Annotated in this window: 18 protein-coding genes and 1 pseudogene; 12 read left to right on the top strand and 7 right to left on the bottom strand. The window is 69.6% G+C overall.

The window, feature by feature from the left end:
* The first annotated feature begins 42 nt into the window (after window positions 1–42).
* The 4 genes from OG214_RS05820 to OG214_RS05805 all read left to right on the top strand — a co-directional run bounded on the left by OG214_RS05820 (window position 43) and on the right by OG214_RS05805 (window position 4,529).
* Window positions 43–654, top strand: coding sequence for a helix-turn-helix domain-containing protein (locus OG214_RS05820; RefSeq protein WP_363082678.1), 612 nt, complete (start codon window positions 43–45; stop codon window positions 652–654).
* A 162-nt stretch (window positions 655–816) separates the two neighbouring features.
* Window positions 817–1,248, top strand: a complete 432-nt coding sequence (locus OG214_RS05815; RefSeq protein WP_405984017.1) for a PPOX class F420-dependent oxidoreductase — start codon at window positions 817–819, stop codon at window positions 1,246–1,248.
* Window positions 1,249–1,614: 366 nt separating this feature from the next.
* Complete coding sequence (locus OG214_RS05810; protein ID WP_405984016.1) at window positions 1,615–3,702, top strand: SpoIIE family protein phosphatase; 2,088 nt, start codon at window positions 1,615–1,617, stop codon at window positions 3,700–3,702.
* Between the two features lie 86 nt (window positions 3,703–3,788).
* Window positions 3,789–4,529 (top strand): Clp protease N-terminal domain-containing protein, encoded by a 741-nt coding sequence (locus OG214_RS05805; protein ID WP_405984015.1) that lies wholly within the window; start codon window positions 3,789–3,791, stop codon window positions 4,527–4,529.
* 67 nt (window positions 4,530–4,596) lie between these two features.
* On the opposite strand, the gene OG214_RS05800 is transcribed toward OG214_RS05805, so the two are convergent.
* Window positions 4,597–5,253, bottom strand: coding sequence for a TetR/AcrR family transcriptional regulator (locus OG214_RS05800; RefSeq protein ID WP_405984014.1), 657 nt, complete (start codon window positions 5,251–5,253; stop codon window positions 4,597–4,599).
* 216 nt (window positions 5,254–5,469) lie between these two features.
* Here OG214_RS05800 and OG214_RS05795 point away from each other — a divergent pair, with 216 nt between their 5' ends.
* Complete coding sequence (locus tag OG214_RS05795; RefSeq protein ID WP_405984013.1) at window positions 5,470–6,501, top strand: hypothetical protein; 1,032 nt, start codon at window positions 5,470–5,472, stop codon at window positions 6,499–6,501.
* Window positions 6,502–6,699: 198 nt separating this feature from the next.
* Complete coding sequence (locus OG214_RS05790; RefSeq protein WP_405984012.1) at window positions 6,700–8,190, top strand: substrate-binding domain-containing protein; 1,491 nt, start codon at window positions 6,700–6,702, stop codon at window positions 8,188–8,190.
* Between the two features lie 71 nt (window positions 8,191–8,261).
* Here the strand turns inward: OG214_RS05790 and OG214_RS05785 are convergent, their stop codons facing one another.
* Window positions 8,262–8,945 carry a response regulator transcription factor gene (locus tag OG214_RS05785; RefSeq protein WP_363082688.1) on the bottom strand — a complete coding sequence of 228 codons (684 nt, stop codon included), beginning with the start codon at window positions 8,943–8,945 and terminating at the stop codon, window positions 8,262–8,264.
* 370 nt (window positions 8,946–9,315) lie between these two features.
* Here OG214_RS05785 and OG214_RS05780 point away from each other — a divergent pair, with 370 nt between their 5' ends.
* Together OG214_RS05780 and OG214_RS05775 are read left to right on the top strand one after the other, a co-directional pair.
* Window positions 9,316–9,765 (top strand): cupin domain-containing protein, encoded by a 450-nt coding sequence (locus OG214_RS05780; protein WP_405984011.1) that lies wholly within the window; start codon window positions 9,316–9,318, stop codon window positions 9,763–9,765.
* Window positions 9,766–9,815: 50 nt separating this feature from the next.
* The gene (locus OG214_RS05775) at window positions 9,816–10,952 is read left to right on the top strand and encodes a branched-chain amino acid ABC transporter substrate-binding protein (protein ID WP_405984010.1); all 1,137 of its coding nucleotides are present in this window, start codon (window positions 9,816–9,818) and stop codon (window positions 10,950–10,952) included.
* An 89-nt stretch (window positions 10,953–11,041) separates the two neighbouring features.
* Here OG214_RS05775 and OG214_RS05770 read toward each other — a convergent pair whose 3' ends face one another.
* On the bottom strand, window positions 11,042–11,659 hold the full coding sequence (locus tag OG214_RS05770; RefSeq protein WP_405984009.1) for a TetR/AcrR family transcriptional regulator: 618 nt from the start codon (window positions 11,657–11,659) through the stop codon (window positions 11,042–11,044).
* A 166-nt stretch (window positions 11,660–11,825) separates the two neighbouring features.
* Between OG214_RS05770 and OG214_RS05765 the strand changes: the two genes are divergently transcribed.
* Window positions 11,826–12,473 (top strand): TetR/AcrR family transcriptional regulator, encoded by a 648-nt coding sequence (locus tag OG214_RS05765; protein ID WP_405987435.1) that lies wholly within the window; start codon window positions 11,826–11,828, stop codon window positions 12,471–12,473.
* A 237-nt stretch (window positions 12,474–12,710) separates the two neighbouring features.
* Window positions 12,711–13,130: pseudogene (locus OG214_RS05760) on the top strand (S1 family peptidase); the annotation flags it as partial.
* A gap of 84 nt (window positions 13,131–13,214) precedes the next feature.
* Here OG214_RS05760 and OG214_RS05755 read toward each other — a convergent pair.
* Entirely contained in the window at window positions 13,215–14,129 is a 915-nt protein-coding gene (locus OG214_RS05755; RefSeq protein ID WP_405984008.1) for a LysR family transcriptional regulator, read from the bottom strand.
* Window positions 14,130–14,231: 102 nt separating this feature from the next.
* Here OG214_RS05755 and OG214_RS05750 point away from each other — a divergent pair, with 102 nt between their 5' ends.
* On the top strand, window positions 14,232–15,257 hold the full coding sequence (locus OG214_RS05750; RefSeq protein ID WP_405984007.1) for a zinc-binding dehydrogenase: 1,026 nt from the start codon (window positions 14,232–14,234) through the stop codon (window positions 15,255–15,257).
* A gap of 316 nt (window positions 15,258–15,573) precedes the next feature.
* Window positions 15,574–18,234 carry a rifamycin-inactivating phosphotransferase gene (gene rph / locus OG214_RS05745; RefSeq protein ID WP_405984006.1) on the top strand — a complete coding sequence of 887 codons (2,661 nt, stop codon included), beginning with the start codon at window positions 15,574–15,576 and terminating at the stop codon, window positions 18,232–18,234.
* A 211-nt stretch (window positions 18,235–18,445) separates the two neighbouring features.
* Here the strand turns inward: rph and OG214_RS05740 are convergent, their stop codons facing one another.
* The 3 genes from OG214_RS05740 to OG214_RS05730 form a co-directional block, all read right to left on the bottom strand.
* A complete protein-coding gene (locus tag OG214_RS05740) occupies window positions 18,446–19,786 on the bottom strand; it encodes a hypothetical protein (RefSeq protein WP_405984005.1) in 1,341 nt (446 codons plus the stop codon).
* Window positions 19,787–19,925: 139 nt separating this feature from the next.
* Entirely contained in the window at window positions 19,926–20,555 is a 630-nt protein-coding gene (locus OG214_RS05735; RefSeq protein ID WP_405984004.1) for a hypothetical protein, read from the bottom strand.
* Between the two features lie 74 nt (window positions 20,556–20,629).
* The gene (locus OG214_RS05730; RefSeq protein WP_405984003.1) at window positions 20,630–20,791 is read right to left on the bottom strand and encodes a hypothetical protein; all 162 of its coding nucleotides are present in this window, start codon (window positions 20,789–20,791) and stop codon (window positions 20,630–20,632) included.
* Between the last annotated feature and the right edge of the window lie 27 nt (window positions 20,792–20,818).

The raw sequence follows: 20,818 nt of genomic DNA, 5'->3' as shown, positions 1-20,818 counted from the left end.
CACCCCGTCCGTTTGACTAAAGTGAGAGAGGTGACGGCCCAAGTGATAACGAAGCTCCGCTCGGACGCCCGCGACAATCGCGAGCGCATCCTCGTGGTCGCTCGCGCGGCCTTCGCCGCAGAGGGTCTCGACGTGCCGATCCGGGAGATCGCCCGGCGCGCCGAGGTCGGTGTCGCGACCGTCTACCGGCACTTCCAGACCAAGGAAGCGCTGCTGACCGAGGCCTTCGCCGAGCAACTGGCCTCGTGCTCGGCGATCGTGGAGGAGGGCCTGGCGGCGGACGACCCGTGGAGCGGGTTCCGCCTGGTGATCGAGCGGCTCATGGAGGTGCACGCCCTCGACCGGGGCTTCGCCCGCGCCTTCACCTCGCAGCTTCCCCAGGCGGTCGACTTCGCCGCGGACCGCGACCGCACACTGCGTCTGCTGCTCGAACTGGTGCGGCGCGCGAAGGAGGCGGGTCCCTTGCGGGGGGATTTCGTGCTGGAGGACATCAGCCTGGCGCTGATGGCGAACGAAGGCATCCGCGCCGAGTCACCCGAGATGCGGGTGGCGGCGTCGCGCCGCTTCGCGGCCCTGATGATCCAGTCGTTCCAGGCGAACCCCGTCCCGGCGCCGCTCCCTCCCGCCGTCCGGCTGCCTCTCTCCAGACGGTAGGGATACGGATACGGCGCGAAGCGTCGTCACCTCCGCCGTCGGTCTCACTCCCTCGTATCCGAAGACCCCGGATTTCCGAAGGCCCCGGATGACAGATCAGACCCCGGATCACAGATCCGAAGACCCGGAATAGGCGGCATCCGGTTACGGGTTGGGGTCGTCATGGCAGACACTCTTTTCGACCCGCACGCGCTGCTCGCGCGGAGTCGACTCGGCGTGCTCGCGACGATCAAGTCCGACGGCCGTCCCCAGCTCTCTCCCGTCACGCCGGCATACGACCGGACCGCCGGCGTCATCCGGGTGTCGACGACCGAAGGGACCGCCAAGATCGCCAACCTGCGCAGGGACCCACGAGCCGCGCTGGAGGTGACCGGCCCGGACGGCCGGGCATGGGCCACCGCCGAGGGCACGGTCACACTCACCGGGCCGGGAACCGACCCGCACGGTCCCGAGGTCGAGGCACTGGTGGACTACTACCGCGCCGCCGCCGGCGAGCACCCGGACTGGGACGAGTACCGGTCGGCCATGGTGTCCGACCGAAGAGTGCTGATCACGCTGACGGTCGACAACGTGTACGGCACCAAGCTCGGTTGACGGACGGAAGGAAGGGCGGAGGAACAGGCAGGAGACGTCGTCGGCCGCCGCTGACCAGGTCCTGTCCGGGCGTCCAGATGTCACTGCTCCGTTCGAGGGCTATCGTCCACATATGTGCGATGTTCGATGTGGCCGGACCGCTGTCCCCCTGGGGGAACCGGACGGTGGCCCGCGGCGCCGCGCGTCGGCCCGCACATGGTCGGAATCGCGGTCGAAGTCACGATCGGAACCGCGGTCGGCACCGAGGGTGCCGGGGGCCCGGCGCGACCGTACGGCCGCCGGACAGCGCATCCGCCGACGACGGCGCTCCCTTCCTTCCGTCCCTTGCGTGTCACCCGGTGTGGCGTAGGCGTGGGGGAGTACGGAATGCGCACCGCGGCAGAGGTGGATCACGTCCTGGCGGAGTTGGTACGGGCCACCGGCGCGCACATCGGTGCCGTGTATCTGCTGGTGCCGGAGGACGAGGTACTGCGCATGGTCGCGGTGACCGGTGTGTCCCGGAAGGTGGCCGCGCCATGGTCCCGGGTGGCACTGGCCGCGCCGGTCCCGGTGGCCGAGGTGGCGCGCGAGCGCCGACCGGTGTGGGTGGCCGGCCATTCGGAGCTGGCCCGCCGCTTTCCGCGTACGGCTCTCGCGTTGCCCTACCAGGTGGCCATGAGCGTCGTGCCCCTGACGTCCGGGACCACCTGCTGGGGCGCCGTGCTCCAGCTGTGGCCCGGTACGCACGCTCCCGGGCTCTCCAGCCGGGAAGCGCGGGCGATCGACGAGGGCCGCCGCCGAATCAGCCGCCTTCTGCGGCTGGCCGCGGATGAGGGGCGTCCGATGCGGCCCACGGAGCTGCGCACCGTGGATCCACCGCCCACCCGGCACGAACAGCCCGGAGCCGAGCTGACGGAGCGCTTCCCGGAAGGTACGTGCGCCCTGGACCTCGACGGCCACATCACGTTCCTCAACGGCAAGGCCGCCGAATTGCTGGGTGACGACGACCTGCTGGGGGCCCGGCCCTGGGAAGCCCTGCCCTGGCTGAACGACCCGATCTACGAGAATTCCTATCTGGCGGCGCTGTTCAGCCGTCTCCCCACGTCCTTCGTCGCCCTGCGGCCCTCCGACCACTGGCTGGCCTTCACCCTCTACCCCGACGCCACCGGCATCAGCGTACGTATCACGCCCACCGAGGCACCCACGGAGGACCGCGAGCCCTTCCTGACCCCGCCGCCCACGGCGCAGGCCCGGCCGGGCGCCCTCTTCCATCTGCTTCATCTGTCCTCGGCCCTCACCGAGGCCGTCGGGGTCAAGGACGTGGCCGAGGCGGTCAGCAACCAGATCATGCCCGTCATCAACGTCCAGGGCCTGGCGGTGCTCACCGCCGACGAGGGAAGACTCCAGGTCATCGGCTCCCGTGGCTTTCCGCAGCGGGTCGCGGACAGCTTCGACGGCCTTCCTCTGACCGCGAAGGCCGCCAGCGTGCGGGCCATCGAGACCGGGGTTCCCGCGTTCCACGCGAACGCCGAGGAACTCCGCCGTACCTATCCGCACATCGAGCTGTACACGGATATGGCCGCTTTCGCCTATCTGCCGCTGTTCGCGTCCGGACGTACGATCGGCTGCTGCGTCCTGGGCTACGACCAGCCGCACCCCTTCTCGCCGGACGAGCGCGCCGGTCTCACCTCGCTGGCGGGAGTGATCGCGCAGGCGCTGGAGCGGGCCCGTCTCTACGACACCGAGAACCAGGTCGCGCGGGGCCTCCAGGCCGCTCTGCTGCCGCACGACCTGCCGCGTATCCCCGGTCTGGAGGTCGCCGCCCGCTATCTCCCCGCGACCCGCGGCATGGACATAGGCGGCGACTTCTACGACCTCATCCGCCTCGACGACACCTCGGCCGCCGCCGTCATCGGTGACGTACAGGGCCACAATGTGAATGCCGCCGCGCTCATGGGGCAGGTCCGCACCGCCGTCCATACCCACGCCACCGCGGGCGCCCCTCCGGACGAGGTACTCGCGCGCACCAACCGCCTGCTGATCGACCTGAGTTCCAGTCTCTTCACGAGCTGTCTCTACGTCCACCTCGACCTGCTGCACCACCGGGCACGTCTCGCGGCCGCCGGCCATCTGCCCCCCGTGCTGTGCCATCCCGGCGGCCGTACGGAGATTCTGGACGTACCGACCGGGCTGCTCCTCGGTATCGAGCCGGAGGCCGAGTACCGGACCGCCGATGTCCCGCTGCCCCCCGGCGCCGTGCTCGCCCTCTACACCGACGGTCTCGTCGAAGTGCCCGGCACCGATCTGGACACGACCATCGCCGAACTCGCCGCCCGGCTGGCGGAAGCGGCCCCGGGCCCGCTGGACGCGCTGGCGAAGTCTCTTGTCCGGCACGCCGGACAGACCCGGCAGTCCTCCCGGGGCGGCGACGACATCGCCCTCCTGCTCATGAGGCTGGACGAGCGCGACGATTGACGGCGGCGGGTGCGGTGCCGAGGGCGGCTCGATCAGCGTGTCAACCTCGGGTTGACGGTGCCTGCGCGTCAACCTAAGGTTGACACATGACGAATCCTGTCCGCATGACGCATCCGGTCCGGCTCGACGATCTGATCGAGGCCATCAAGAAAGTCCACTCCGACGCTCTTGAGCAACTGTCCGACGCGGTCATCGCCGCAGACCACCTCGGCGATGTCGCCGACCATCTGATCGGTCACTTCGTCGATCAGGCCCGGCGCTCGGGCGCCTCCTGGACGGACATCGGCAGGAGTATGGGGGTCACCAGGCAGGCGGCCCAGAAGCGTTTCGTCGCGAAGAATCCCGGTGAACCCTCGGATCTCGACCCGAACCAGGGATTCGGCCGGTTCACCGAGCGGGCCAGGAACGTCGTGATGGCGGCGCAGAACGAGGCCCGCGCGGCGGGCAACGACGAGATCCGCCCCGAGCATCTGGTGCTGGGGCTTCTGACGGAGCCGGACGCGCTCGGCGCGGGGGCGATCGTCGCACAGGGCGTGCCGCTGGAAACCGTCCGCCGGACCGTCACCGCGGCACTGCCGTCCGCGGCCGGTCAACTGCCCGAACTCATTCCGTACGACGCCGGGGCGCGGAAGGCGCTGGAACTCACCTTCCGGGAGGCGCTGAGGCTGGGCCACAACTACATCGGGACCGAGCACATCCTGCTCGCACTGCTGGAGTTCGAGGACGGCGCGGGGCTGCTCACGGGGCTCGGTGTCGACAAGGCGACCGCCGAGGCGAACATCGCCGAGGCCGTGGCCGCCGCTGTCGCCGCGAGCGAGCGGAAGTAACCCGGATCCGCCCTGTCGGCCCGACAGCTTGGTCAGCGGTCAGCGGTCAGCGGTCAGCGATCAGCGGTCAGCGGTGAGCGGTCGGCTCGGTGTCGGGCCGGCCGCGTCCGCGGATCAGCGGCAGGTATACCTCGTCGACGATGTCGACGAGGACGTCATCGGGCGCGGCGGGAACGCCCCGGACCACGTATTCATTGCGCAGAAGCACGACGGCCACCGTGGCGACCCGGGGGTCGAGGCATTCGGGTGGGGCCTCCCCGCGGGCCACGGCGCGGCCCAGGATGGTCAGCCACATTCCGCTTCCCGCATCGCCGGAGCGCTCGCGCAGCCGCGCCAGCAGCTCGGGGTCGTCACCGACGCCCGACAGCAGACCGCGGAGGATCTCGCCGTACGGTGAGTTCCAGGTGCGATTGGCGCGGCGCAGCAGTTCCAGCGCGTCGCCCCGCAGTTCTCCGGTGTCGGGGAGCTGTACATCGGTGGTGGTCAGTTCCCGGTACGCGGCGATACCGAGCGCGGCGCGATGCGGCCAGCGGCGGTAGATCGCGTTCTTGTTGGTGCCGGCGCGCTTGGCGACCTTGTCCATGGTGAGTCCGGGATAGCCGGACTCGACGAGTTCGTCGGCCGCGGCCCGGAGGATCGCGCGTTCCAGCTCGGCTCCGCGCCGCCTCGTCGGAGCGGAGCGTGGCCGCTCGGCCGGGCTGTCGGCCATGTGATCTCCCGTCATGAGTACCGACCGTACCGGGCGGGCGCTGTGACGTGCGAACCCTGCTCGCTCCATAGGGTACGTTGAGTACCTTATTCTGGGTTGATCCTTCCGGTGTCGGCCCGCGCGCTGAAGCACGACCGGCACCGACCAGTACCGACCGGCAGCGATCAGCACTGAACTGCACCTACAGCGCCGAACGGCACCGGGACTCGGCGACGCGAAAGGGCACGGCACATGCGAGGTAACGGCATCACGTACGACACCGGCTTCGTCAACGCGGGAGTGAGCACCCGCGAACCCTTCGACCCTGAGACCGTGAAGCGCGAAATGCGCGTGATCCGCGACGACTTGCACTGCACCGCGGTGCGTGTCACCGGAGGCGATGCCGGCAGGCTGGAGATCGCCGCCGGCCATGCCGCCGACGCGGGACTGGAGGTGTGGTTCTCCCCGTTCACCTGCGACCTCACGGTCGACGAACAGCTGGCCTTCCTCGCCGACTGCGCCGAGCGAGCCGAGCGACTGCGCGGGCGGGGCGCCGAGATCGTGTTCCTGACCGGTTCCGAACTGAGCCTGTTCACCGTCGGCTTCCTGCCCGGCGATACGTTCCTGGACAGAGCCGCCGTGCTCACCGCGCCCGGTCGTCCGCGTGAGCTGATGGCCGAACTCCCCACCCGCATCAACGACTTCCTGGACACGGCCGTCCGTACGGTCCGCGAGCGGTTCGGAGGAAGCGTCAGCTACGCCTCGCTGCCGTTCGAGGGTGTCGACTGGACTCCCTTCGATGTCATATCGACCGATGCCGGCTATCGCTCGGCCGGGATGGCCGACCGGTTCCGCGACGGCATCCGTGCCTTCGTCGCGCAGGGGAAAGCCCAGGGAAAGCCCGTCGCGATCACCGAGTTCGGCTGCACCAGCCACCGCGGCTCGGCCGGCAAGGGAGGCCGCGGCGACGGGATCGTCGAATGGGGTGACGACGGCAGACCGGTCCGTCTGGACGGGGACTACATCCGCGACGAGGAGGAGCAGGCCACGTATCTGTGCGAGGTGCTGGACGTCTTCGAGGCCGAGGGCGTCGACACCGCGTTCGTGAACACCTTCGCCCGCTACGACCTGCCGCACCGCGGCGGCACCCCTCGCGAGGACTTCGACATGGCCAGCTACGGCGTGGTCAAAGTCCTCGAAGACCGACCCGGTACCACCTATCCGGACATGCCGTGGGAGCCCAAGGCCGCGTTCGCCGCTCTGGCGGACCACTACCGCGGCTGACCGGCACCGGCCCCGGCACCGGTCCCGGGCTCCTCCTCGCCCGCCCGTGCGGGACAGCGCGCCGCGTGGGCGAGTCGGCGTCTTCGGCTTTTGATGGCGTCCCGTTGGCGCGTTGTTCGGATTCCCTTTGTGCGTCGATCTCGCGCGTCCTCAACAATGCGTCCTCACACGCGAGTTGGCCAGTCCGGGGGGGAAGCCATGAGCTCTGTCACGCAGGCATCGGGGATACTGAGCGATCTCAACTCGATGATCGACAGCCGTGAGGCGCTCACGACGCTGACGTGTGCGTTGATCACCGGCGCGATAGGCCTGTTGGTCACCGCGGTCCGGCGACGCCGCCAGATCGGCTGGAGCGTCCTGTTCGACGAGCCGATCAACCGGGGCCCGGCACCCCCGAACGACCTCAACATGTGGGAGATCCACTCGCAGGGCAGGGAGATCGAGGACGGCAGTCTCGTCGTACTCGACGTACTGAACTCCGGCGGCCAGGACATCGACGAAAGCCATGTCGCCGTCCCGCTGCGCTTCACCTTTCCCGGGCGGGAAGTGGTGCACTTCAAAGTGCGTGACTCCGACGACCTGCACAATCTCATCGAGCGCAGCACCGACACACTGCCGCCCGACGACGCCTCACGGATCGTGCTGCCCGCCCTGCCGCTCAACCGGCAGGACGGCTTCAAACTCCTGATCCTCCTCGTCGGTTCCGGCAGCGGCGTCAGATCGGGCGGGATCATACGCGGCGGCCGGATCGTCCAGAAGGCCAAGCGCTCCCGCCTGTACCAGGTCACCGCGGCGGGGACCGTCATGGCCCTTCTGATCGGTATCTCCGGCGGAGTCTGGCTGGCCAACCGCGCGCTCAGCCCGGAGGCCACCTGCACGCACGGAAGCCTCAGCATCAAGGGGTCCACCGCTTTCGCACCGGTCGCCACCCAGGTCAAGAACGCCTACGAGCAGAGCTGCCCGAACGCGACGATCAGGGTCGTGGCCAACGGCAGCGGAAACGGCCTCGCCGATCTGCGTCTGAGCAAGGACACCTCGACGATCGCCATGTCCGACGGGCGGCCTTCGGACCAGACCGACGAAGAGGGCCTGAACCGGCGCGCGGCCGGCGTGGTCGTGTTCGCCGTGGTGGCCAACCACGCACTGGAGGACAGTCATCCTCGTCTGTTCGAGGACGGGCTGACCACGGCGGACCTGAGGACGATCTTCGGTGGTCGGGACCCCGCGTACCTGCCGGTCGGCCGCTCCGGTGACTCCGGGACCCGCGCGGCTTTTGAAAGCGCCTTTCTGGACGACAGTTCCCCGGCGTCGAAGGATCTGCCGGAATGCGGCAGCACGGGCGTGACGACCGCGTGCAACGCGAAGACCACGATGGACCTGCTCGAATACGTCAACAGCACGGCGAACGCGATCGGTTACGCGGAAGCCGACGCCCTGCCCTTCTTCCCCAACGTCGGGACCATACCGGTCAACACATACGAGCCGATCCGCGAAGACGCTCTGAGCGGTAACTATCCGTTCGTCGCGACCGAGTATCTGTATACCGCGGGAGAACCGGCGGGGCTCACCGCCAACTATCTGGACTTCTTGACCAGCGACCCCATGACGGCCCAGCTCCGAGGCCACGGCTTCATCGGCTGCTCCGACGTGGGCGGCACGAAACTCGCCGGCGAGTGTACTGACGGCTGATCCCGCCTCCGCCCCGCCCCCGCTCCCGCCCCCGACCCCTGGATTTCAACGAATTCTGTGGGCGAGGGGGATCACACCTCGAATCGGTATCCCATGCCCGGCACGGTGATGAGACTCCGGGGGTGTGAGGGATCCGCTTCGAGTTTGCGCCTCAAGTGCGCCATGTAGACACGGAGATAGTTGCTCCGTGTCCGACAGGCCGGACCCCAGACCTCCTGGAGCAGCTGACGCCGGCTGACGAGCCGTCCCCGGTTGCGGATCAGGACTTCCAGCAGATGCCATTCGGTCGGTGTGAAGCGGATGTCGTTCCCGTCGCGCCGGGCCTTCTTCGCGAGCAGATCGAGTGTGAATCCATTGGCGGTGACGACCGCGGTGCCGTCGGAGCGCGAGCCGGGATCCGCCCGCCGGGTCGCTGCCCGCAGCCGGGCGAGGAGTTCCTCCATGCCGAAGGGCTTCGTGATGTAGTCGTCCGCGCCCGCGTCGAGCGCGGCCACCTTCTCGTCGGACGTGCTACGGGCCGAGACCACCAGGACCGGGGCCTGGGACCAGGTGCGCAGCCCTCTCATCATCGCGATGCCCGGCATGTCGGGCAGTCCGAGGTCCAGCAGGACCGCGTCGGGCGGGTGCGCGGCGGCGAGTCGCAGCGCGGTCTTCCCGTCCGGCGCGACTGCCACGTCGTATCCCCGTGCCCTGAGATTGATCTCAAGAGCCCGTGCGAGCTGTGGTTCGTCCTCCACCACCAGCACCCGGGGCAGCCGTGTCCCGCCTTCCTCGGATGCTGCTCGAATTTCCCCGGGTGCGAGGGAGTTGTCCGATTCCGGGGCCGGGGCGGGAGCCGGTGGTACGGGGGCCCGCCCCGGACGCCGAGCTGCTGCCCCCTGCGGTAACACGGTCACTTGGCTGTGAGTTCCTTACAGAGGTGCGACGGGGACGGACGTCCCGAGGAAACCCCCTCGTCCGGGGTTCCCGTCTCCCGTTGACGGCGCTCTTACGGCCGCCGCCCCGAACTTGACGTTTTCCTTACGCGGCCGGCGTCACTCGGCTCGGAGCCGCCGCCGGTCCCGGACATGGCCAACTTCGCGGGACCGGGTACGGCGAAGCGGAGTACGCGCCAGGATGTTCGGCATGGCGGAAATATCTGAGCTGGTCGAGTCCCTCGGTCTTCAACCGCACATCGAGGGCGGGTGGTTCCGGGAGACATGGAGGACTCCGGTCGAAGCGGTCCCCGACGGATACGGCGGGGCGAGGGCGTTCGCGACGGGTATCTACTACCTTCTGCATCCCGGCGAGGCGTCACGGTGGCACCGGGTGCGCTCGGACGAAGTGTGGCTGTGGCACCGCGGCGGCCCGCTGCGGATCCGGCTGGGTGGGACGGGCGAGGCTCCGAGCGAGGAGGACGCCGTCGACGCGGTGGTGGGCAGTGGGATAGAGCGGGGAGAGCGGCCGCAGTTCCTCGTGCCCGGTGGAAGCTGGCAGTCGGCCGAACCCGCGGGGGACGAGCCGGTGCTCGTGACGTGCGTGGTCGCCCCGGGCTTCGAGTACAAGGACTACGAGGACATCCCCCGCCCGGAGTGAGGGCGGCTGCCGCGGCCCGATGCGCTCGTCTGCCCGTCCCGGGAGGCGCGATGGCCTCGTGTCAGGGCCGGGGGCCGGTCTCGTCACCGGCCTCCCGGAAACGGCCGCGCTATGTCATCGGTCTCCACGGGGATCTCTCCGGCGGACGGGGCGCGGAGGGTACGGCGCAGGAGCGCGGCGCCCGGCTGGCGGTGGACGAGTTCAACGCCCGTGCGGACAGGAGGTTCGACCTGGCCCTGAAGGTGCGGGACGACCGCGGCGACGCCGGGAGCGCACGCGAGGTGGCCGCCGCGTTCGCCGCGGATCCCGCGGTGTACGCGGTCATCGGCCCGACCGGTGACGCCGAGGCCCGCTCGGCCGCGCCCGTCTACGTGAAGGCCCTGCTCCCGGTGGTGGCCCTCTCGCCCGGGACCGATGCCTTCACCACCGCAACCAACCGGGTTCTCTTCCAGCTCAGGCCCAACGACAACATCCTTTGGGCACCGCTGGTGCGCTATCTCACCGACGTACGCTCGGCGCGCAGAACCGCGGTCATCGATGACAGGGCGAGCCCCAGGGCCAGCTGGATGACGGCGAAGAACGTCGCCGCCACTCCACCGTCGCGGGGCTCGGTCAGCACCCATGTCGTCCCCGCGGATTCGGAGGACTTCGCGGCCGTCGCCACCGCGGTTCTCGCGAAGCGGGCCCAGGCCGTGGTGTACGGCGGCACCTCACCCCACCGCGCGGCGATGTGCGCCAGGGCCCTGCGGCGTGCGGGCTTCACGGGCACATGCGCGGCCACCCAGCCGGTGCTCGAAGAGACCTTCCTCACCGAGGCGGGCGCCGCGTCCGAAGGATGGGTGATCAGCGCGACGTACGTCGACCCGGCCGAACTGCCGCGCGCGGAGCGCTTCGTGGCCGCGTATCTGAAACGCTTCGGTGTCCGTCAGGCCGGGCGGTACGCCCTGGAGGCGTACGACGCCCTGTTCTTCCTCGCCCAGGGACTCGGCGGATCCGGGGAACAGCCGGCCGAAAGAGGAGCCCTGGTCCGCGAACTGCGGTCGAGCACCTACCGAGGAATCGCGAAGACGGTGGAATTCCCGCCCCCGTCGAACGAGTTCGTCTCCGATCGAGGGCTCTTCCTGTATCGCGTGGACAGCGGCAGCCCGCACTTCCTGGGCCAGTACGCGCAAGCGGTCAAGGGCTGAACCCCGGCCGAGCCGCCAGGACGCGGCGGCGGAACCACGCCCGCGGCGATCCCCGAGCGACGCCCGGCTCCGGACCGGGTCGGGCGGGGTCAGGTGGGGTCGCCGGCGGGACGCCCGGCGGTGAGAGCGGGCAGCAGGACAGCGTTGATGATGTCCTCGCTGAGCTCAGGGGTGGGACGTTCGCCGGTGAAAAGATTCTGGAGGATCAGAGGGCCGAACAGCGTTTGGCCGACGAGGCCGAGGGCCGGATTGTCCGGGCTGATCTCGCCTCTCTCCACGGAACGCCGCAACACATGGCGCAGCGCGTGCATCTCCGGTTCGATGATGATCTCGCGGAGGGCCCGCATCAGTAAGCCGTCCTGCATGACCGCGTTCCAGATGCCGATGAAGGAACGCATCACCGGATCGTGCCGGAACACACCACGGGACAGCTCTCGCAGGTCACCCCGCAGACTGCCGGTGTCGATCTCCACGAAAGTGCGGCGCGGGGCGGCCTTGAGCGCGGTGATGACCAGCCGCTGCTTGTTCTCCCACTGCCGGTAGAGCGTGGCCGTGCTGCACTTGGTCCGCTTCGCCACGTCGGCCATCGTCATGCGGTCGTACCCGAGCTCCGCCAGGAGTTCCAGCGTGACCTCCAGCAGCTCGCGCTCGCGCTCGGGCGAGAGACGGCTGCGGCGGGAGGGCGGCTGCGCGGGTGGAGTGGGCATGGGGGCTTCCGAAGAGGGGACGGGACGTCGGTGGACACGCTCAGCGGCCCGTCCCGAGATCGATGCGCGGCTCCGAATTAAGTCAGTCGCTTGCTTTACTTCGGCAAGGACAGTTAACTGATCGAATGCTCAAGGTCTGCTTCGAGGAGGATGCGCGGTGGTGACGGTGACGGGCAGGGCTGTACGGGCGGAGCGGGGGGATGCGACGCGTGAGCTGATCCTTGTGACGGCGGAGCGGTTGTTCGCGGAGCATGGGGTGTTCGCTGTTTCCAACCGTCAAGTGAGTGAGGCGGCGGGGCAGGGGAACAACGCGGCGGTGGGGTATCACTTCGGTACGAAGACGGATCTTGTGCGGGCGATCGCGCGGAGGCGTTCGGAGCCGATAGAGCGGTTGCGGCTGGGGATGGTGAACGAGGTCGCCGGTTCCAGGGATGTGCGGGACTGGGTGGCATGTCTGGTGCGGCCGGTGACGGAGCATCTGGCCGCTCTGGGCAGTCCTACCTGGTACGCGCGGTTCGGCGCACAGGTGATGACCGATCCCGCCCTGCGCGAGATCATGATCCAGGAATCGCTGAGCGCGTCCTCGCTGCACGAGATCCGTCATGGGTTCGACCGGTGTCTCCCGGAACTGCCGCCGGAAGTGCGCGCTGAACGCACCGATATGGCACGTCAGTTGATGGTGCACATGTGCGCGGAGCGGGAGCGTGCGCTCGCGCTGGGCGCCGCCACCCCGAGGCCGAGCTGGCGCGGCGCGGCGACGGGTCTGATCGACGCGCTGGTGGGGCTGTGGCTGGCACCCGTCTCACACCCCTGACACCACTGAGGTCCCTCACACCCCTGGCGTCTCTGATGAGGGCGTAACTCACAGACGGGGAAGTACTGATGATGAAGGCAGAGGAGCACGGACGATGAGGGCGACGATGGACGAGGCAACGGTGCGGCCGTCGCGTGTGGTGGTGCGTGAGGCGGCGGATGTGTGTCCGGGTGGGGCGATGGGGCTGGGTGAGGGCCTGTGAGCGTGCCGGGTGGTGTGCCGAACCCGCCGGACCCGCTCGGTCAAGTCGTGGGCGATTCCTTCCCCGGCAACGATTTCGCGATCGTCAGATACAGCACCACTCCGACAGACACCCAGGGTGTCGTCAACCTCCACAACGGCACCGTCCAGGACATCACCGGGGCCGCCAATCCGACGGTCGGCCTGGCCGCCTGCGCGAGTGGCAGCACAACCGGTGTGCACTGCGGACAGGTCAACGGACTGAACTACACGGTGAGTCTCCCCAACGGATCGCTCACCGGACTCATCCGCACCAATATCTGCTCCGAGCCCGGGGACAGCGGCGGACCGCTGTACGCGGGAAGCACGGGACTCGGCCTGAACTCCGTCGGGAGCGGTAACTGCACCAGCGGCGGGACCACCTTCTTCCAGCCGCTCGTCGAGGCACTCAACACTTACGGCGCCACGGTCTACTGACCGTGCGCGCATGCCTCCGGCCCGTTGCCCGCCACGCAACGGGCCGGAGGCCGGAGGCCCGTAACACCCGGAGCCCCCCCCTTTTTATCCGGCCCGGCCGTGTCTCGCCGGCTTCATGTGCGGGGACCGCGTCGGCCGGAGATCGCGCAGTTCGCGGATGAGGGCTCGGACCGCGATGGTGCGGGCCTGCTCCGGAGTGGTTACGTAACCCACCGTGCGGGTCGGGCGTTCCGGTCCGAGGTCGGTGATCTGGAGTGTGGACGGCGCCCCCGTCAGGGAGAGTTCGGGCATGATCGCCATGCCCAGACCGCTGCTCACCATCGACAGCACCGCTCCGTCGTCCTCAGCCTCGACCGTCGCGCGCGGGATCCACTCCTGTCCGGCCCACCAGTCCTTGGTGTACGACGTGCAGTTTTCGGCCCAGTCCACCAGCGGCAACGACCGCGGGTCCGGGTGCCCCGCGGGATGGACCAGTGCGTACGGCTCCTCGGTCAGTACGGACCGGATCAGCCCGGGTGGCATCGGCGCGGGCGTGCCGATCGTGGCGATGCCCAGGTCCGCGCGGCCCGCCGCCACCTCACCGGCCGCCCCCGGCCCCACCTCCCGTACGATCCGCACCGTCGGATCGATACCGGGATGACGTGTCCTCAGCCGCTCCAGCACCGGTGGCAGCAGATACAGCGCGGCGCTGCGGAAGGCCGCGATCCGCAGTGGACCAGACACCGTCGCGTTCTCCGCGCCGCGTGCCTCCGCGGCCATGACGTCCAGCATCCGCAGGATCCGCCGCGCGTGTGCCACGGCTCTGACACCGGCCGCCGTGGGGCGCGCACCCTGTCTGCCCCGTACGAAGAGCACCGCCCCGATCTTGCTCTCGCTGCTCCGGACCGAGTGCGAGACCGCGGACTGGGTGAGTCCGAGCGCCGTCGCCGCCGCGGAGAAGCCGCGCTCGCGCTCGACCGCCACCAGAACGCGCAGTTCGTGCGGGGCCAGGTCGGCCATCGGGGCGCTCACCTCGTTCTATGAGGACGATTCATGGACCGTGCCGGTTCCATGAGCGCAACCCCCTGCCCGGCCCCCGCATTCCTTCGTACGGTCGCCGCCATGACCACGACCGCTGTCACCGTGCACCAGACCGCCCGGCCCCACGGCTTCCCGACCACCGGCCAGTTCGCCTTCGTCGAGGCCCCGGTCCCCTCACCGGCCCCCGGCACCGCCCTGGTCGAGAACCTGTATCTCTCCGTGGACCCGTACCACCGCGAAATGATGGACGGCGGCTTCGAGCTGAACAGCCCCCTGGAGGGCCGGTCCGTCGGACGTGTGCTCGCGTCCCGGGACCCGGGCCTGACCGAGGGCGATCTGGTCTTCCACCGCGGGGGCTGGCGCACCCACGCGCTCGTCACATCCGGAGTGGCGGGGACACGGAAGCTACGGGCGTACGAGGGCGTCCCGCTCGTCGCGCATCTCGGCATCCTCGGCGGCACCGGCCTCACGGCCTATGCCGCGCTGACCCGCACCCTGTGTCTGGAGGCCGGCGAGGACCTGTTCGTCTCGACCGCGGCGGGCGGTGTCGGTACGGCCGCCGGCCGTATCGCGCGTCTGCTCGGTGCCCGTCGGATCGTCGGCAGTACGGGTTCGGCGGCCAAGGCGGAGCACCTCACCCGGCACGTCGGATTTGACGCGGCCTTCGACTACCACGAAGGCCCGGTGGGGGAGTCGCTCGCCCGGCTCGCGCCCGACGGGATCGACGCGTACCTGGACAACGTCGGTGGGACTCATCTGGAGGGCGCGATCACCGCGCTGCGCGACCGCGGCCGGATCGCCCGGGTCGGCACGGTGGGCCAGTACAACGCCACGGAACCGCCTGCCGGACCGCGTAACCTCTCCGAGATGGTGGAGAAGAGTCTGCGGATGGAGGGCATGCATGTCCGGGATTACCTCGACGTACAGGGCGAGTTGGAGGACTTCCTGGTCCCGCATCTGATCAGCGGCCGGATCGGCGTCGATGTGACGGTCACCGAGGGTTTCGGCGAGACCGTGCGTGCCTTTCTCGGCATGCTGCGGGGCGAGAACGTGGGCAAGGCGATCGTCCAGGTCGCCGAGGACAACACCGCTCGCTGGAATGCGTAGCTCGACGGGCGTGGAAGCGCGCGCCATCCGCTGCCCCACCCCACCCCACCCCGGGCCGGCGCATCGGCGCAGTCGCGCGAGTGAGCGGTGCGGGCCACCTGAGGAGGAATCGCGAGGAGATCTCTCTCCCCGCCACTCTCAAGGTATAGCGCGCAGGGGGGCTTGCGGCAAGACCCGGGTGGTGGCGCAAAATCGTCGGCCGAGGCCACAACCTGCGGAAATGAGGGCACGACGTGCGTGTGTTGTCGGCGTATGGGGGACGCGGTGACGTCGTACCAGTGGTGGGACGGAGCACGGCTGCCTCGGAGGTGTCGCGGTGATCGAGCGGTACGTGTCGGATCTTCAAGAGGTTGACGAGACGCGGGCCGCGGTCGTCGGCGGCAAGGGCGCGCACCTGGGCGGGCTGTCGCGGATCGAGGGCATCCGCGTGCCGGGCGGCTTCTGCGTGACGACGGACGCCTTCCGGCGGATCATGGCGGAAGTGCCGTCGATCGAGGACCGGCTCGATCAGTTGTCGCGCGTGAACCCGGACGACCGGGAGGCGATCCGCACGCTCAGCGCGCGGATCCGCCGGGCCATCGAAGGGATCGCCGTCCCGGGCGAGCTCGCGGCGGCGATCACCCGCGCGCTCGCCCGGTTCGGCGAGCAGGCCGCCTACGCCGTCCGATCCAGTGCGACGGCGGAGGACCTGCCGACGGCCTCCTTCGCCGGCCAGCAGGACACGTACCTGAACGTCGTGGGGCCGGAGGCGATCCTCCAGCACGTCAGCCGGTGCTGGGCCTCGCTGTTCACCGAGCGGGCCGTGACCTACCGCCGGCGGAACGGCATCGACCACCGTACGGTCCACATGGCCGTGGTCGTGCAGCAGATGGTCTTCCCGCACGCGGCGGGCGTCCTGTTCACGGCCGACCCCGTCACGGGCAACCGGAAGGTCGCCACCGTGGACGCCGGCTTCGGCCTCGGCGAGGCCCTGGTCTCCGGCCTGGTGAACCCGGATGTCTTCAAGGTGCGAGACGGCGAAGTCGTCGCCAGGGCGATCGCCGCCAAACAGCGCGCCGTTCACGCGCTGCCGGCCGGGGGTACGCGGGAAGTGGCGATCGACGCGCGGCGGCAGGAGCAGCCGGCGCTGACGGATGCGCAGGTCGTGCGGCTGGTGCGGCTCGGGCGGCGGATCGAAGCGCACTTCGGCCGCCCGCAGGACATTGAATGGTGCCTGGTCGACGATGACTTCCGGATCGTTCAGAGCCGGCCGATCACGACGCTGTTCCCCATCCCCATCCCCATCCCCATTCCCGAGACCGGTGACCAGGAGAATCACGTCTACGTCTCCGTTGGTCACGGGCAGATGATGACCGACCCCATGAAGCCCCTGGGGATCTCCGTGTGGCAGCTGACGGCCATGGCGCCGATGCGTGAGGCGGGCGGGAGACTGTTCGTCGACGTCACCCGGCGCCTGGCCTCGCCCGCGAGCCGCGCCGGCCTCCTGGACGCCCTGGGGAGAGGCGATCCGCTGATCAGGGACGCTCTGGAGACCGTCCTCGACCGCGACGATTTCGTCCCGTCGCTCCCGGACGCGGGTCCCGGCAGGCCGCCGGCCGGCGGTGCATCGGCCGGCGGTGCATCAGCCAGCGGCGCGTCGGCCGGCGGCGCGTCCGCCCCGATCGAGACCGATCCGGCCATCGTCACCGAGCTGATCGAGCGCAGCCAGGTATCCATCGCCGCCCTGGAGCGCGACATCCGGACGAAGACCGGACCGGCGCTGTTCGACTTCCTGTTGGAGGCTTTCGAGGAGCATAAGCGAGTCCTCGGTGATCCGCTGAATATTCAGGTGATCATGGCGGGGATGGAGGCCACGTGGTGGCTCAACGACAAGCTGCACGAGTGGCTGGGCGAGAAGAACGCGGCTGACACGCTCACACTGTCCGTCCCCGACAACGTCACGTCGGAGATGGGACTGGCGCTGCTCGACGTCGCGGACGTGATCCGCCCGCAGCCGGAAGTGGTGGCGTTCCTGCGGGGCGTCGAGAACGAGGGCTTCCTGGACGAGCTGCCGAAGCTCGCGGGCGGGACCGAAGCACGCGACGCCATAGAGGCCTACCTCGACCGGTACGGTATGCGCTGCGTCGGCGAGATCGATATCACGCGGCCACGTTGGCGCGAGCGCCCCAGCACACTCGTGCCCGTGATCCTCGACAACGTCAGGAACTTCGGGCCGGGCGCCGCCGGGCGGCGCTTCGAGCAAGGGCGGCAGAAGGCGCGGCAGAAGGAACAGGACGTGCTGTCACGCCTGCGGGCCCTGCCGGACGGGGAGCGGAAAGCCGACGAGGCCAAGCGGATGATCGACCGGGTCAGAACCTTCATCGGGTACCGGGAGTACCCGAAGTACGGCATCGTCAGCCGCTACTTCGTCTACAAGCGGGCCCTGCTGGAGGAGGCCGAGCGCCTCGTACGGACCGACATGCTTTCTGAGAAGGAGGACATCTTCTACCTCACGTTCCAGGAGCTCCACGACGTCGTGCGCTCGAACCACGTGGATGACCAGCTCATCCAGCAGCGCAAGGACGCGTTCCGGTCGTACCACGCGCTCACACCGCCCCGGGTGCTCACATCGGACGGTGAGGCCGTCACCGGGGCATACCGGCGCGACGACGTGCCGGCCGGCGCCCTGATCGGCCTGCCGGTCTCCACCGGGACCGTCGAGGGAAGGGCCCGCGTCATCCTGGACATGGCGGAGGCCGATCTCGAAGCCGGTGACATCCTGGTCACGACCTTCACGGACCCCAGCTGGTCCCCGCTGTTCGTCGGAGCCGCGGGCCTGGTGACGGAGGTGGGCGGCCTGATGACCCATGGCGCGGTGATCGCCCGTGAGTACGGCTTGCCGGCCGTCGTGGGCGTGGAGCAGGCCACCCGGCTGATCCGGGACGGCCAGCGGATCCGCGTACACGGAACCGACGGGTACGTCGAGATCCTGCCGTGACCGACCACACCGAGAAGCCCCGTCCGCAGCGTCCGCCCACCCGCAACGCGCACACGCGGACACGACCCGAGGTGCCCCCTCCACCAGACGCCCCGGGCTGATCCACGAAGACCGGCGGCCGGACAGGACCTCACCGGGGCCTGGAGCGGCCAGTGACGACCACGGTCAGCGAACGCGCTGCCGAGCGGTGGGCTTGGCACCGGTGAGTGGGTTACCGGTCCTGCGCGAGGTCGACGAGCTGGTGCATCACGGCTGGTGGCAGCGCGGGATTGGCCGCGGCGGCGAACGCGCTGTCCGGCAGGGTGAGCCGCCGCAGCAGCTCACCGGCGGGGAGCCTGGGGTCCCGTACCGCCCAGTCTCCGACGTCCGGGTCGTCGGCCAGTCGCAGCGGCAGCTCCGGGCCGGCTTCCGGGTCGTCCAGCGCGGCGTGCCGCAGCCGGGGATTGGGATCGTTTGCGAACCGGGCGAGACCGGGCCGGGCGAAGTTCCGGTGGTGGCGCAGGACCGACCAGTTCCGGTCCTGTGCCGTGGCGTACACCTCCACCAGCAGCTCATGTGGCGTGTCCTGGCGGTCGGTGCAGAGGTTGCGCCGCACTCCCGGGTCCTCGTCCGCGGCCAGCCGCGCCAGCACGTCGGCCGGCAGATGCGGCTGCGTGGCCAGCGCCCGCCGCAGCCCGACGTGTGCCGACGCGGCGATCCGCCGTGCCGTCCCGGGATCCGCCGCCCGCTCCTGGATCCAGCTCGGCTGGGGACACCAGTCCGGCACCAGGTACGGGACCGAGGCGCGCTGCTCCTCGGTCAGGTCCTCCCGCATCGACAGGGCGAGCCGGACCTCGTTCTCAGGGTCCTCGGCGAGGCGCAGTGCCAGCGCGAGCGGGACCTCCGGATCACCGGCGGCCTCCTGCCGGACGTATGTGTTCGCATGGACCACCCGCGCCTCGGCCGTCAGTGCCTCCGGCTCCTCCTTCGTCCGGAAGAGTTCGGCGATCTTCTCGCGCACCTGCGGGGAGGGATCGTCGAGCAGCCGCTCCCGTACCGGCTCCGGGAGCCGCTCCCACAGCTTCCGGGTCAGCATTCCGGCCCGGACACCAGGGTCCTCGTCCTCAACGAGCCGGTGCTGAACGGCAACGGGTAACCCCGGAGCACTGGTGACCGCCCGCCGGACCTTCGGGTCCGTATCCCCGGCCAGCGCCGCCAGCGCCTCCGGGGGGCTCGGCCGTCTGAACTCGGAGAGCAGGACCGCGTACACGAACCGGACCCGGGGCTCCACGTCGTAGGCGAGCCGCGCCAGCACATCGACATCCGCGGTCGGATTCTCCGCGACGCCCACCCGGTGCCGCATCCGCGACGACGCCACCGCGATGGCAGTCGCTTCCTCGTCGAGCGGGCGCAAGGTGAGCCACAACCGGTGCACCGGCAGCTCCTCCAACTCCAGCAGCCGCTCAAGCACCGTTCCAGGCAAGGCCGGATTGCACGTCAGCCCCCGCAGCCACTCCCGCACCACGGTCTCATCCGCGCCGGCCCGCTCAAGCGCCTCATCCACCCCACGCATCCGGCCATCCCCACCCGCTGGCGCCGCACCTGACGACTCGTCTGCCGTCCGGTCTCCGCGTCAGAGCGTAGGCCGCGGGTGTTCTCGTGAACACCGGAACACCGGCCTCGCCCCGATTCGGGTGTTGTCGGTCACCGCACTAGCTGTCCGAAAGGTCTGATATGGGACGGGTGAACAGGTGTGCTTGCCGTATCCCCGCCTTGCGTAGTTCGTCTGCCACGATGCGCAGCGCGGTCCGGGCCATGTGCGGGAACATCCCGCCCTTGCAGTCCATCCACACGCGGGGGACCGTGTCGTCGACGGCGACGAAGTTGGGGCTGTAGAGGTCGGTGTCGGTCATGACATCCTCGGCCTCCTCCGGCGGGACTTCGCGGCCGTCCTCGAACACGCATGTAAGACGGCGTCTCGCGGCGGTGAGCGCCGTGACCGCACGGGCAGGGTCGCTCGACTCGACGGCGATCTCCCAGTGCTGTTGAAACATCTCGCCGTCATCGCCGCCGAGGATACGCAGCGCGCCCGGGTCCACCGTGATGCCGCCCGGTTCGCTCTCCGAGACCACGGCCCGGCTCATCCAGAACGCGCTCTGGAGGGTTTCCAGGCATGCCTCGGCCACGCGCCAGAGCATCTGCGGGCCGGAACCGCGAACCGCCTCCTCGAACAAGTCGCGCGCCCGTTCCCGGTCCCCCGACTCCAGGGCCTGGCAACCGAGTTCGAACGCGGTCTCGGCAGAGTGATCGGCGGAGGACAGGAGGGACTCAGTGGTATCCATGGGCCCATACGTATCACCCAGCTCTGACACACGGTCACTGAGCTGCCGAATCACCGGCAGCCGCGGGCTCGCCGTCATGGGCGGCCTGCCACGTCTGCCGCGAACGCGGACACCCGGGCCAGAGCCGAGTTCCAGTTGACGGTGGTCTCGTTGAGCGACCAGGCTTCGAGGTTGTCGACATAGCAGAGCTTCGGTGCGCCACCAGCGCGTTCCTCCCGGCCCGCCGGTCGGCTCATCGCTGCTGTGCTCGGTCAGGCCCCCGC

Origin of the sequence: Streptomyces sp. NBC_00872 (assembly GCF_045161915.1) — a bacterium.
In the GTDB taxonomy this organism is placed as follows: Bacteria; Actinomycetota; Actinomycetes; order Streptomycetales; family Streptomycetaceae; genus Streptomyces.
The sequence above is the reverse complement of the archived record's forward strand: the minus strand, read 5'-3'. Positions and strand labels throughout refer to the sequence as shown.